This window comes from Stenotrophomonas sp. 2YAF22, assembly GCF_052114665.1.
Lineage (GTDB): Bacteria > Pseudomonadota > Gammaproteobacteria > Xanthomonadales > Xanthomonadaceae > Stenotrophomonas > Stenotrophomonas indicatrix.
This window is the reverse complement of sequence record NZ_JBFRFE010000044.1, coordinates 1-12,547: the sequence shown is the minus strand read 5'-3', so window position 1 is coordinate 12,547 and position 12,547 is coordinate 1. Positions and strand designations below refer to the sequence as shown.

Below are 12,547 nucleotides of genomic sequence, written 5' to 3'. Positions count from 1 at the left end.
CGCTGCCTCGACCGTGTTGAACGCGGCCACCAGTGCGGCGTCATCGACATCCTGGCCATCGATGCGCACGCGCTCGTTGTAGCGCAGCAGGTGCGGCGAGGTGTACGCGCCGACCTTCCAGCCCGCAGCACGCGCGATGGCCTCGATGAAGGCGACCGTGGAACCCTTGCCGTTAGTACCACCGACCACGATGGTGTGCCTGGCCGGCGTGCCCAGGCCCATCGCGGTGGCCACGGTGCGCACGCGCTCCAGCCCCATGTCGATGCTGGCCGGGTGCTGGCGTTCAATGTAATCCAGCCAATCGGCCAGAGTGGTCGGGGTGTTCTTCACGGCAAGGCTTCCAACAGGTACAGGTGGTTCAGGACAGGAAATTCAGAGTGCGCGGTGCTTGGCTTCACCGAAGAACGGCGTGTGGTGGGCGCAGTCGTTCAGGCGTACCACTTCCAGGCTGTCCAGATCGGGGCCTTCCAGCAGGTTGAGCGTGGTCGGTGCCTGGCGGAAGGTCCACAGGCGCGACAGCGGCAGGCCCAGCACCTTGCACAGAATCACCCGGTTGACCGCGTCGTGGGCGACCACCAGCAGCGTGTCGTGTTCGCCAAGGCCTTCAGCGGCACGGGCCAGGCCGCGCCAGCTGCGCTCCAGCACCAGGCGCAGCGATTCGCCGCCCGGCATCAGCACGGTGTCCGGCTCATTGCGCCAGGCCTGCAGGCGCGACGGATCTTTTTCGTTGATTTCGCTGGCCAGCAGACCTTCCCACTCACCGTGGGCGATCTCCTGCAGTTCCGGCTCGGTCAGCAGCATGTCGGCGCGTGCGGCGCCAAGGGCCAGCTGCGCGGTGCGCTGGGCGCGCGACAGCGGCGAGGCCACCGCACGGGTGATGTCCACCGACGCCAGGCGGGCGCCAAGCGCCTGCGCCTGGGCCTCACCGATGGGCGAAAGCGGGATGTCGATCTGGCCTTGGTAGCGGCCTTCGGCGTTCCACGGCGTTTCGCCGTGACGGGCAAGCAGGATGCGCATGCGTGCAAGGGGTCCTGGGGGGAGGAGGTTTCCGCGTTTCGTTCACATCCTGTGAAGTACGCGGAACAGGGATGATACCTGTTCGGCGGACCGGGCCGGACGGCCGGGATCACAGCACACCCAACAACCTCGAAACGGACAGCCGCGTACACTTCGCAATATGCAAGGAATCTGATGGTATCGCCGGCAACCGATGTCCATGCTTGAGGCTTTTGCAGGCCGATCCATGTCAAATCGATCCTATCTGTGCTCCAGCCCCTTGCCCGGCATCTATCCCAGCTTCGCCGATGAGTACGATTCGGACGTCCAGACGCTGGCGAACGATGTCTACTGCATACCGTTACTGTGGCCGGCACTTTTTACACCTGCAGATTTCCAGCGCGCCGAATTCGAAGTCGATGGCGAAGTTGTGATTGGCCGGGCACCCTCGGCACCCAAGCAGAAAGTGCTCGATACCTTGCGGCGGCGCCACGCAGGCATCGTCCAGGCATTCGCGGGCATTGGTGATCTTGCTCCCTACGTGAGCATGCTTGAGCGGCTGATTGAAGATGCACCCTATGAGTACATTTCGATTGAAATGGACGAAATCGCCGCCCTGAACGATCCCGAGGAAGAGTTCTATGAAGCGTTCGAGCACTTGTTGTCCGGATTGGATGCACCGGACGATGACGTATGCGAACAGCTGATCGCGCTGGCTGCAATGGAGCACAGCTGGCCTCTCCCATCCGTCCGCCTGCATCTCGACAGCCTCGAAGGCTCGGAAGATGACTACTGGAATCACTGTCGAGTGCTCGGAGCAGGCAGCGATGTGTCGGGGATGGGACGACCAGTTCCCTGGGAAACCGCTTAGGGCTGCTGACAAAAAAACCCCGCGACAGACGTCGCGGGGTTTGAGCAGTGCAGTAGATCCACGCCATGCGTGGATGCACCGCCCGGCAGTGGCTGCCGGGGTTGCCGGCCAGCGGCCGGCACTACCTTATTTCGCTAGGTTCAGTTCCTTCAGCAGCTGCGGCGCCGGCGCCACTTCCTGCATGATCCACTGCATGTAGCGGCTGTCGACAGCGATCATGCGGGTCATCACCGGGTCGAACACCCAGTTGGAGCTGACCGATTCCCAGTTGCCGTCGAAGGCCAGGCCGACCAGCTTGCCGTTGGCATCGAGCACCGGCGAACCGGAGTTGCCGCCGGTGATGTCCAGATTGGACAGGAAGTTCACCGGCACCGAACCTATGCGCTTGTCTTCCAGGCCGCCATAACGCTTGGCCTTGACCGCATCCAGCAGCGCCTTCGGCGAGTCGAACGGATCTTCACCGGTTTCCTTCGCCGCAACACCTTCCAGGGTGGTGAACGGGGTGTACTTCAYGCCGTCCTTGCCGTAGCCCATGACGTTGCCGAAGGTGATGCGCAGCGACAGGTTGGCGTCCGGGTAGACGAACTCGCCCTGGCTCTTCTTGTAGTCGGCCACGGCCTGCAGGTACAGCGGACGCGCGGTCAGCGATTCGCCTTCGCGGATCTTCTTCTGCTCTTCCTGCTTCAGCAGCGCCGGCATGACCGCCACCGCGTACTGGATGGCCGGATCATTGCTGGCTTCAAACGCAGCGCGGTCGGCCTTGAACCACGTCAGGCGGTTGTCCAGGCTGCCCAGCTCGGTGCCGCCCAGCTTGGCCACCAGCGACTTCACCGCAGCGGCATCGCTGCCGGCCAGCCACGTGTTCAGCACTTCGTTGTCGCGCTGCGCGGCCGGCAGGGCCACGTACTGGTCCAGCCAGTAGGTCTGCAGCTGCTGGTCCATCTTCGCCACGTAGCGGCGATCCATCTGCTTCAGGCTGCCTTCGATGGTGGTCAGGTCACGGTCCTGGTAACCCGCTTCGCGCTCGGCGTCGGGCTTGCTGCGCTCGATCGACAGGCGGTACAGGGTGATCGCCGCGCCAACGGCCGAGGTGTTGTTGAACTGGCCRACGAACAGGTCGCGCTCGCGGGTCGACTTGCTGGTGTCCAGGTGCTGCAGCAGCTGCGCGTGCGCAGCCAGCGCCGGCTTGCCGGCAGCGCCCTGCTTCTTCAGCCAGGCCAGCACGGCGGCTTCTTCGGCCTGCTTCTGGCCGGCGGCGTCGATGCGCTTGAAGCCTTCCAGCTGGCCCAGGTAGTTCTTGGCCACGTTGTTCATGCTGGCGGCGGTGGCGGCGTACTTCACCTTGACGTCGGCGTCGGCCTTGCCGGCGTCGGCGATCATCTTCAGCACCGCGTTGTAGTGCTTGGCGATGGTCGGGTAGGTGAAGCTGGCGGTCTCGTTGAACTCACCGGCCAGCGCGTAACGGTTGGTGCGGCCCGGGTAGCCGGCCACCATCACGAAGTCGTCGGCGCCCAGGGGCGTATCGGCGAACTTCAGGAAGTGCTTGGGCTGGTACGGCACGTTGTCGGCCGAGAACGCCGCCGGCTTGCCGTCCTTGCCGACGTAGGCACGGTAGAACGAGAAATCGCCGGTGTGGCGCGGCCACATCCAGTTGTCGACATCGCCGCCGAACTTGCCGACGCTGCCCGGGGGCGCGTAGACCAGGCGCACGTCCTTGATTTCCATGTTGCGGAACAGGCGGTAGGTGTTGCCGCCGGAGAAGCTGTACAGGCGGCAGCGGAAGCCGGCATCGGCTTCACAGGCGGCGACCTGGGCCTTGTCGAAGGCATCCAGCGCGCGGCTGCGGGCCAGCGGATCCTTGCCGGCGCCGGCGATGGCCGCCTTGGCCTGGGCGGTGACGTCGGTGATCTGGTCGAGCACGAACACGCGGGCGTTCGGGCCGGCACTCAGTTCGTCGCTGAGCTTGGGCGCGTTGAAGCCGTCCTTGATCAGGTTCTTCTGCGCGGTCGAATTCAGCTGGATCGCACCGTAGGCACAGTGGTGGTTGGTGACCACCAGGCCCTGCGGGGAGACGAAGCTGGCGGTGCAGCCGCCCAGCGCGACCACCGCGCCCATCGGGTCGCCGGTCAGGTTGGCCAGCTGTTCCGGGGACAGCTTCAAGCCGGCCTTCTGCAGCGGGCCGGCGATTTCCGGCAGCTGCTGCGGCACCCACATGCCTTCAGCGGCATGGGCGACCTGGACCAGCCCAAGGCTGGCGACGACGGAGAATGCAAGCAGGTTCGAGCGCATGGAGCGGCCCCTGGTAGTGGAACCCTCGATTGTAGCCCGCCACCCTGCCCCGCCCCGAACCCCGGAAGTCATGGGCCCACCTCGCTCCACCGCGCGCAGGTCGGCCGCGCGCACGGGAACCGTCCAGAGAGGGCGTGGTCACCCTGGCCGGGACCATTGGCGCCAAGGATGGCGCCATCGAGCACCATGGAGGGGCTTTTGCGTGTCCCGGCCAGGATGACCACGCCCCTCCCTCCGAATCAGGAAGGCGCTGCTATTTGCAGTACGTTCGAAACGCCCGCCTGCGCACTGCTTTCGTTCCACCACTGCACCCGCAGCGCAACATGGGAAATCCGCGTGGCGCCCTATAATCCGCGCTTTCCCCCTGATGAGTTCCACCCCGATGGCGCAGCAAACGATGAAGGCCCTGGTCAAGCGCGAAGCGGCCAAGGGCATCTGGATGGAAGAGGTTCCGGTGCCGACCCCGGGCCCCAACCAGGTCCTGATCAAGCTGGAAAAGACCGCGATCTGCGGCACCGACCTGCACATCTACCTGTGGGACGAATGGAGCCAGCGCACGATCAAGCCGGGCCTGACCATCGGCCATGAGTTCGTCGGCCGCATCGCAGAGATCGGCCCGGGCGTGACCGGCTACGAGATCGGCCAGCGCGTGTCGGCCGAAGGCCACATCGTCTGCGGCCACTGCCGCAACTGCCGCGGCGGTCGTCCGCACCTGTGCCCGAACACCGTCGGCATCGGCGTCAACGTCAACGGTGCGTTCGCCGAATACATGGTGATGCCGGCCAGCAACCTGTGGCCGATCCCCGACCAGATCCCCTCCGAGCTGGCTGCCTTCTTCGACCCGTACGGCAATGCCGCGCACTGCGCCTTGGAATTCAACGTCATCGGCGAGGACGTGCTGATCACCGGCGCGGGTCCGATCGGCATCATCGCCGCGGGCATCTGCAAGCACATCGGTGCACGCAACGTGGTGGTGACCGACGTCAACGACTTCCGCCTGAAGCTGGCCGCCGACATGGGCGCCACCCGCGTGGTCAACGTCGCCAACACGTCGCTGAAGGACGTGATGAAGGAACTGCACATGGAGGGCTTCGACGTGGGCCTGGAAATGAGCGGTAATCCGCGCGCGTTCAACGACATGCTCGACTGCATGTACCACGGCGGCAAGATCGCCATGCTCGGCATCATGCCCAAGGGCGCCGGCTGCGACTGGGACAAGATCATCTTCAAGGGCCTGACCGTGCAGGGCATCTACGGCCGCAAGATGTACGAGACCTGGTACAAGATGACCCAGCTGGTGCTGTCCGGCTTCCCGCTTGGCAAGGTGATGACCCACCAGCTGCCGATCGACGACTTCCAGAAGGGCTTCGACCTGATGGAAGAAGGCAAGGCCGGCAAGGTGGTCCTCAGCTGGAATTGATTCATCGTGGCTTCGCCACGTTGAATCCGCGCAGGTTTCCTTATCCCCGCGCCTGCGGCGCGCCCCCTTGAACAACAAGGGGGCTCTCACCCAGCCGGGGTCAGGAACGCGGCAGGAATTGAAAAAGGCGCCCATTGGGCGCCTTTTCCTTTGGTGTTGCCGGCCAGCGGCCGGCACTACCGTAACGCCTGCGGCGTTACTTGCCTACGGCCACGCTCAGCATCACCCGGCTGTGGGCCAGCTTGCCGGAGTTGTCGCGGCCGTTGCCATCGGTGCCGTAGTACCCCAGGCCGACATTGAACAGGCCGAACTGGCGGGCGACGCCGACGTTCCAGTCGGTGTAGTCCTTGGCGATACCGTCCTCGAAGGTGCTGCGACCGACGTTGGCGTTGAGCGTGAAGTCCTTCGGCAGACCCCAGCTGCCACCCAGGCCGAAGTACCAGCCGTCGGTGCTGCTGTTCCACACATCGTTGCTGTAGGCCACCGTCAGCTTGTAGGTGTCGTCCAGCGTGGTGGTGGTGATCAGCTCGTTGTAGTTCTGGTGGCTGGCCTTGAGGTAGGTGTAGCGGTTCAGCAGCACGTCGAAGTTGACGCGCTCGGTGACGTCCACGCCGTAGCCGATCAGGTAGTCGACCTCGGTCTTCGGATCGCCCGGACCGAAGTCGACGCCCGAGCCCCAGACGCCGGCATACAGGCCGACCGGGCTGGTGTAGGTGAAGCCGGCCTGCAGGGTCGGATCCTCATCGGTCTGYGACACACCACGGAACAGGTAGTCCGAGACGGCGGTGACGTTCCAGCTGTACGGAGATTCGTTGTCCTGGGCGCTGGCGGCGAACGGCGCGAGGGTCAGGGCGGCGGCAATGGCGAGGCAGGCACGGGCGTGCTTCATGGGCGTCTCCGGTGGGGTCGGTGGCGTGGAAGGCGGGATCTGCAGCGGGCGCAGCGACCGGAGCCAGACAGCCCCGGTTCACGAATTTTTAACCCGTTTGCTATTGCGATGCAACATGTGCCGGCCATGGCGGCGCCCCATCCGGCCCGGTCCGCAGCCATCGATGCCCGGTAGAATCAGTGGTTTCCCGTGCTGAGCCGTGCCCACGCCATGACCGACTCCTCCGCCCTGACCCGCCACTATGCTGAGGAACTGGACGCCATCCGCGCCCAGGGCCTGTTTAAGTCCGAGCGGATCATCACCAGCCCCCAGTCCGCCGAGATCACCCTGGAAGACGGCCGCAAGGTGCTGAATTTCTGTGCCAACAACTACCTCGGCCTGGCCGACCATCCCGACCTGATCCAGGCCGCGAAGGACGCGCTGGATACCCACGGTTTCGGCATGGCATCGGTGCGCTTCATCTGCGGCACCCAGGACCTGCACAAGCAGCTGGAGAAGCAGATCGCCGACTTCTTCGGCAAGCAGGACACCATCCTGTACGCGGCCTGCTTCGACGCCAACGGCGGCCTGTTTGAACCGCTGCTGGGCGAGAACGACGCGATCATTTCCGATGCACTGAACCATGCCTCGATCATCGACGGCGTGCGCCTGTGCAAGGCCAAGCGCTTCCGCTACGCCAACTGCGACATGGCCGACCTGGAAGCGCAGCTGCAGGCCGCCGATGCGGCCGGCTGCAAGACCAAGCTGATCACCACCGACGGCGTGTTCTCGATGGACGGCTTCATCGCGCCGCTGGACGAGATCACCGCGCTGGCGAAGAAGTACAACGCGCTGGTGCACATCGACGAATGCCATGCCACCGGCTTCCTCGGCGCGACGGGCCGCGGCTCGGCCGAGGTCAAGGGCGTGCTGGAGAAGATCGACATCATCACCGGCACCCTGGGCAAGGCCATGGGCGGCGCGCTGGGTGGCTTCACCTGCGCCAGCGCCGAAGTGATCGAGCTGCTGCGCCAGCGCTCGCGCCCGTACCTGTTCTCCAACTCGCTGCCGCCGCACGTGGTCGCCGCCGGCATCAAGGCGTTCGAGATGCTGGCCGCGGCCGATGACCTGCGCAGCACCCTGGCCGCCAACACCACCTACTTCCGCGAGAAGATGACCGCTGCCGGCTTTGACGTGAAGCCCGGCGTGCATCCGATCAGCCCGGTGATGCTGTACGACGCACCGCTGGCGCAGAAATTCGCCGAGCGGCTGCTGGAAGAAGGCATCTATGCGATCGGCTTCTTCTTCCCGGTGGTGCCCAAGGGCCAGGCGCGCATCCGCACCCAGATCAGCGCAGCGCACAGCCGCGAGCATCTGGACCGGGCAATCGATGCGTTCACCCGCATCGGCGTCGAGCTGGGCGTGATCAAGGGCTGATCACCCACGGATAACGCCGGGCCATGCCCGGCGGTTTCCCGATAGCCGCGCCATGCGCTCGCCGGGCACGGGCCCGGCGCTACCCATCAGGGCGTGCCGACCAAGGTCGGCACCTGCCAGGCCTTATTTCTTCTTTTTCTTCTTGTCCTTGGGCTCGTCCTTGCTGGCGACCACCACCGGCTTGGCGGCAGCATCCTGCCCGTTGCCCTTGGCAACGCGGATGCCATTGGCTTTCATCCAGGCATCGAACTGGTCGGCGGTCATCTTCTGGTCGCCGTTGCTCATCATGAAACGATAGCTGCCGCGGCCATCCAGCTCCGGGGTCTTTACTTCAACCACCGGGGTTTCGGCCGGGCGATCAGCCTTGGCCGCCTTCTTGTGGCCACCGCAGGCCGTCAACAGCACGATCGGCAACAACAGGCTGGCGCAGCGCAGGGTTTGCTTGAGGGTCGGGTGATACATGGCAGGCTCCGTTCTGGACATTCGACAACCAGGCGCCCCCTACGCCTGGAACGGTGGCCGGCAAGCGCCGGCCGTGGGCATCACTCAGCCCGGTGCAGCGGCCCCCAGCCGCTGCTGATCGCTGACCTCCAGCGCCCGCCACTGGCCCTTGCCGAGATCGCCGAGCGTGAGCTCTCCGATCGCAACCCGGACCAGGCGCAGCACCTGCAGGTCGAAGGCCGCCAGCAGGCGACGGATATGGCGGTTGCGGCCCTCGTCGAGGACCACCTCCAGCCAGGCGGTCTTGTCGCCGCTACGCAGCACGCGCACGGCCAGGGCAAGCAGGAACTCGCCCTCGTCTTCGACACCGGCGCGCAGCGCGGCCAGGGTGTCCTCGTCGGGCAGGCGATCCACCTGCACGTGGTAGGTCTTCTGCAGGCCGGTCTCCGGATCAGTCAGGCGCGCAGCCCACTGCGGATCGTTGCTGAACAGCAACAGGCCTTCACTGGCCTTGTCCAGGCGACCGACCGGCGCGATCCACGGCAGGCCGGCGCCATCGAAGCAGCGGTACACGGTGTCGCGGCCGCGCTCGTCCTGCACGGTAGTGACCACCCCGCGCGGCTTGTTGAGCATCACGTACAGGCGTTGCGGTGCGCCCATCGGCTGGCCGTCGACCTCGATCGGCGGCGCCGGGCTGGCAATCGGGAATTCCGGATCACGGACGATGCGCCCGGCGACACGAACGCGGCCATCGGCGATCCAGCGCGCGGCCTCGCTGCGCGAGCACACACCCGCCTTGGACAACACGCGCGCCAGGCCATGGCGCACGCCAGCGGAAACCGCAGGGGGATTCGCACGCCCACGCGCAACGTGGGAGCGGGCAGCGGGGGCAGCAGGTGGGCGGCGCGTGCGCAAGCCTCTGCTCCCCGCCGCGCTTACTTCTTGTCGACCGGCTTGGTCTCAGCCGGCACTTCGGCTGCGGCCGGGGTGGCTGCCGGAACTGGACGCGCCTTGACCACGCGCACGCCGCGCGCCTTCATCCAGGCGTCGAACTCTTCGGCGGTCATGCGCTTGCCGTTCTGGCTCATGTCGAAGCGCCACGGCGTGTTGTCGAATTCGGTCTGCGGCTTGTACGCGGCCGGATCATTCGGCTTCACCGCCGGCGCGCTCGGAATCGCCTTGGCGATGTTCTGGCAGCCATCGATGCGCAACCGCTGCAGCACCTGGTCCAGCGACTGCGACGGATCGTAGCTGCTGCCCAGCACGCCACTGGACATGCCCAGCTGGCTGCTGCGGATATACAGCTCATCAGCCACCGGGGCGATGGCGGTGGCCGGCAACGGCAGCGGCGAAGCGCTGGTGTTGACCGAGCAATCGACCGCAGCGTGAGCGGCGGGAACCAGGGCCAGCGCCAGAACGGCAGCCGATGCAGAGCGCAGCATGAGGGGCATCCACGGAAGGAAGTGACGCGGCGAGTTTAGCAATGCCACGTCATCTTTCAAGCGCCACTTTCAATGAATACGGCAACTCATTGGTTTCATAAGCAAATTACCGACGAACGGTCACCTCTGGCGACGCCGATTCATCATTCCGGACCGCACAAACAACAAGACCCGGCCGAAGCCGGGTCCTGCTGTGTCTTACTGGCAGAGCGTCAGAACTTAGTTCTGGACGTTCAGCTCGGTACGACGGTTCTTGGCGCGACCTTCCGGATTGTCCGAACCATCCGGGTTGGTGTTCGGCGCAATCGGACGGCTCTCGCCGTAGCCGATCGGACCGGCCAGACGGCCAGCGTCGACGCCGTTCTTGGTCAGGTAGTTGTACACCGCGGTAGCACGACGCTCCGACAGCTTCTGGTTGTAAGCGTCGGTACCCTTCGAGTCGGTGTGACCGGCAACTTCAACGCGCAGATCCGGGTAACGCTTCAGGATCTCGGTGGCTTCGCTCAGGATGGCCACAGCGTCCGGACGCAGGTTCGACTTGTCGAAGTCGAAGTTCACGCCCTTCAGGTCGATCGAGACCGGCACCGGGCAACCGTCCGGACCGATGGTCTGACCCGGCTGCGAGTTCGGGCACTTGTCGTCGCAGTTGTTGACGCCGTCACCGTCGTCATCCAGGTCGGCGCAGCTCGGGGCAACCGGAGCCGGAGCCGGAGCAGCAGCCACCGGGGCCGGGCCCAGCGGGATCACGACGCCGACCGAAGCCAGCACGTCGCCGAACCAGCTTTCGTCGCGCGCGGCGATGCTCTGGTCGTCGAAGTCAGCGCGGTAGGCCACTTCGGCGCGGACAGCAACGCGCTTGTCGAAGGTGGTCTGCAGGCCGACGCCGAGCTTGGCAGCCAGGTTGCCGTCCTTGCGCTCACGCGGACCGTTGGTGTCCAGAGCCGGGTACTCTTCTTCCGACTTCTGGTAGCCCAGGCCGCCCACGATGTAGGGGTTCCAGCCGCGGCCTTCCTTGATGAAGTGGCGACGCAGATCGAACGACACGCCGTACTGCGACCAGTTCTGATCCTGGTTGGCGTCGAAGTTCGGGTTCTGGTAGTTCAGCTCACCATCCAGCGACCAGTTCGGGCTGATGAACTTGCCCAGACCCAGGGTCACGAACGGAGCGTCGTTGGTCAGGCGGTCGTTGTCCTGGAAGTTGAAGCCGGCCGAACCGGTCAGGTACCAGCGGTCATCGAACTCCTGCGCCGACGCAGCCTGGGCGAAAGCCAGACCGCCCAGCAGCGCGGCAGTAAGGATCTTCTTGTTCATTGAGTACAGCTCCTATTTCGGGGGTATGAAACCGGTAGAGGCATGGGCCAGCACTACTGCGTCGATGTTCAGACAGCCGATTCAGCACGCCACCGCCGCGAACATTATGCTCAGGCGGGTGAAGGTCATGTTAACAGTCCCGTAACATGTGAAGCGCCGCGCACGACCGGCCACCGGTCCGACGTTGAAACCCTATACAGGATGATGAAAATCCGCAAGACCCACGCACCACAAGGGTTTGGAAGGGTTTAACGGCCAGATGCGTCAGATTTGGCGCGGGTTATCCCAAAGCGGTTCAGCGCGCGCCCATCGAGGTGAGGAACCTTATGATGCAGACAGGAACCGAGCTGGAGCTGCAATGAAAGCCGTCGCCCTGTGCCGTGAATCCGCCCCTGCCCTGCGCGATCTGGTGTTGCCGCCGCCGTCGCCGCCGCGTGGCCGTGACCTGCTGATCCGTGTCGAAGCACTTTCCGTCAATCCCGTGGATGGGAAGCTGCGTGCAGGTACGTCAGCCGCGTCGCTGGAAACCCCGCGCATTCTCGGCTGGGACGCGGCAGGGGTGGTCGAAGCGATGGGCGAGGAGGCCAGCCTGTTCGCCTCCGGTGACGAGGTCTACTACGCAGGAGATGTCACCCGCCCTGGCTGCAATGCGCAGTATCAGCTGGTGGATGAGCGACTGGTGGCACGCAAACCGACTACCCTCGATTTCGCCGAAGCAGCCGCGCTGCCGCTGACCACCCTCACTGCCTGGGAACTGCTGTTCCAGCGCATGCCCCTGCAGCTTGACGATCGCCGCCACGCCGGCCAGCGCCTGCTGGTGATCGGCGGTGCAGGCGGCGTCGGCTCGATGGCAATCCAGCTGGCCCACCACGCGGGATTTGAGGTCATTGCCACGGCCTCGCGTGAAGCCTCGATCGACTGGTGCCGGCGGATGGGCGCCCAGCATGTCATCGACCATCGCCAGCCCCTGTTGCCGCAGCTGCAGGCGCTTGGCATCGACGAAGTGCAGGTGGCACTCAACCTGGCCGACACCGATCACTACTGGGACGAACTGGGCCAGCTGCTGGCACCACAGGGACATGTAGGCCTGATCGTGGAACCCCGCGGCCCGCTGCGCATCGGCGATCCCTACAAGGCCAAGTGCATCGGCATCCATTGGGAATTCATGTTCGCCCGCGCGCGCTTTGCCACCGCCGACCGCATTGAGCAGCACCGCATCCTCAACCGCGCCGCCAGCATGATCGACGCGGGCCAGTTGCGCGGCACGTTGAGCGAAGTGCTGGGCCCGATCACTGCGGCCAACCTGGATGCCGCGCATCAACGTCTGGCCGACGGCCGCACCATCGGCAAGCTGGCGCTGGCCGGCTGGGACGACTGATTCACCACCCACAGCCTGTCGCAGTGGATTGGCCGGCATCTGTATCTATTGAACGGCCTGTTTCGGGGATAGGGTGGAAACAGCCCCCCCCCCC

11 protein-coding genes and 1 pseudogene are annotated in these 12,547 nt (G+C 65.1%); 4 read left to right on the top strand and 8 right to left on the bottom strand.

The genetic code is table 11. The features are described from left to right. Both AB4Y84_RS03410 and AB4Y84_RS03405 read right to left on the bottom strand, forming a co-directional pair. Positions 1–330 (bottom strand): annotated as a pseudogene (locus AB4Y84_RS03410) (bifunctional folylpolyglutamate synthase/dihydrofolate synthase); the annotation flags it as partial. Positions 331–372: 42 nt separating this feature from the next. After that, on the bottom strand, positions 373–1,017 hold the full coding sequence (locus tag AB4Y84_RS03405) for a histidine phosphatase family protein (protein WP_312786814.1): 645 nt from the start codon (positions 1,015–1,017) through the stop codon (positions 373–375). Between the two features lie 193 nt (positions 1,018–1,210). Between AB4Y84_RS03405 and AB4Y84_RS03400 the strand changes: the two genes are divergently transcribed. Continuing rightward, the gene (locus tag AB4Y84_RS03400) at positions 1,211–1,867 is read left to right on the top strand and encodes a hypothetical protein (RefSeq protein ID WP_205406360.1); all 657 of its coding nucleotides are present in this window, start codon (positions 1,211–1,213) and stop codon (positions 1,865–1,867) included. 126 nt (positions 1,868–1,993) lie between these two features. Here the strand turns inward: AB4Y84_RS03400 and AB4Y84_RS03395 are convergent, their stop codons facing one another. After that, positions 1,994–4,156 carry a S46 family peptidase gene (locus AB4Y84_RS03395; RefSeq protein ID WP_442249769.1) on the bottom strand — a complete coding sequence of 721 codons (2,163 nt, stop codon included), beginning with the start codon at positions 4,154–4,156 and terminating at the stop codon, positions 1,994–1,996. 397 nt (positions 4,157–4,553) lie between these two features. Here AB4Y84_RS03395 and tdh point away from each other — a divergent pair, with 397 nt between their 5' ends. Then, a complete protein-coding gene (gene tdh, locus AB4Y84_RS03390; protein WP_032952044.1) occupies positions 4,554–5,576 on the top strand; it encodes an L-threonine 3-dehydrogenase in 1,023 nt (340 codons plus the stop codon). Between the two features lie 196 nt (positions 5,577–5,772). Here tdh and AB4Y84_RS03385 read toward each other — a convergent pair whose 3' ends face one another. Next, positions 5,773–6,465, bottom strand: coding sequence for a TorF family putative porin (locus tag AB4Y84_RS03385; protein ID WP_032977413.1), 693 nt, complete (start codon positions 6,463–6,465; stop codon positions 5,773–5,775). Between the two features lie 210 nt (positions 6,466–6,675). Here AB4Y84_RS03385 and kbl point away from each other — a divergent pair, with 210 nt between their 5' ends. Further along, the gene (gene kbl, locus AB4Y84_RS03380) at positions 6,676–7,881 is read left to right on the top strand and encodes a glycine C-acetyltransferase (protein WP_154879464.1); all 1,206 of its coding nucleotides are present in this window, start codon (positions 6,676–6,678) and stop codon (positions 7,879–7,881) included. Between the two features lie 123 nt (positions 7,882–8,004). Here kbl and AB4Y84_RS03375 read toward each other — a convergent pair whose 3' ends face one another. From AB4Y84_RS03375 to AB4Y84_RS03360, 4 genes are all read right to left on the bottom strand, one after another. Next, positions 8,005–8,343, bottom strand: coding sequence for a hypothetical protein (locus tag AB4Y84_RS03375; RefSeq protein ID WP_088101157.1), 339 nt, complete (start codon positions 8,341–8,343; stop codon positions 8,005–8,007). Between the two features lie 84 nt (positions 8,344–8,427). After that, positions 8,428–9,237, bottom strand: a complete 810-nt coding sequence (locus AB4Y84_RS03370; RefSeq protein WP_363730061.1) for a pseudouridine synthase — start codon at positions 9,235–9,237, stop codon at positions 8,428–8,430. Between the two features lie 20 nt (positions 9,238–9,257). Then, positions 9,258–9,764, bottom strand: a complete 507-nt coding sequence (locus tag AB4Y84_RS03365) for a hypothetical protein (protein ID WP_100551657.1) — start codon at positions 9,762–9,764, stop codon at positions 9,258–9,260. A 219-nt stretch (positions 9,765–9,983) separates the two neighbouring features. Further along, a complete protein-coding gene (locus tag AB4Y84_RS03360) occupies positions 9,984–11,075 on the bottom strand; it encodes an OmpA family protein (protein ID WP_025878092.1) in 1,092 nt (363 codons plus the stop codon). A gap of 358 nt (positions 11,076–11,433) precedes the next feature. Here AB4Y84_RS03360 and AB4Y84_RS03355 point away from each other — a divergent pair, with 358 nt between their 5' ends. Beyond that, a complete protein-coding gene (locus AB4Y84_RS03355) occupies positions 11,434–12,453 on the top strand; it encodes a zinc-binding alcohol dehydrogenase family protein (RefSeq protein WP_312787553.1) in 1,020 nt (339 codons plus the stop codon). Positions 12,454–12,547 lie beyond the last annotated feature (94 nt).

What these genes read in the sequence shown, in the direction of transcription:
- tdh (WP_032952044.1), top strand. Translation starts at nt 4,554, where the DNA reads ATGAAGGCCCTGGTCAAGCGCGAAGCGGCCAAGGGCATCTGGATGGAA.
- AB4Y84_RS03400 (WP_205406360.1), top strand. Translation starts at nt 1,211, where the DNA reads ATGTCCATGCTTGAGGCTTTTGCAGGCCGATCCATGTCAAATCGATCC.
- AB4Y84_RS03405 (WP_312786814.1), bottom strand. Translation starts at nt 1,017, where the DNA reads ATGCGCATCCTGCTTGCCCGTCACGGCGAAACGCCGTGGAACGCCGAA.
- AB4Y84_RS03375 (WP_088101157.1), bottom strand. Translation starts at nt 8,343, where the DNA reads ATGTATCACCCGACCCTCAAGCAAACCCTGCGCTGCGCCAGCCTGTTG.
- AB4Y84_RS03355 (WP_312787553.1), top strand. Translation starts at nt 11,434, where the DNA reads ATGAAAGCCGTCGCCCTGTGCCGTGAATCCGCCCCTGCCCTGCGCGAT.
- AB4Y84_RS03360 (WP_025878092.1), bottom strand. Translation starts at nt 11,075, where the DNA reads ATGAACAAGAAGATCCTTACTGCCGCGCTGCTGGGCGGTCTGGCTTTC.
- kbl (WP_154879464.1), top strand. Translation starts at nt 6,676, where the DNA reads ATGACCGACTCCTCCGCCCTGACCCGCCACTATGCTGAGGAACTGGAC.
- AB4Y84_RS03365 (WP_100551657.1), bottom strand. Translation starts at nt 9,764, where the DNA reads ATGCTGCGCTCTGCATCGGCTGCCGTTCTGGCGCTGGCCCTGGTTCCC.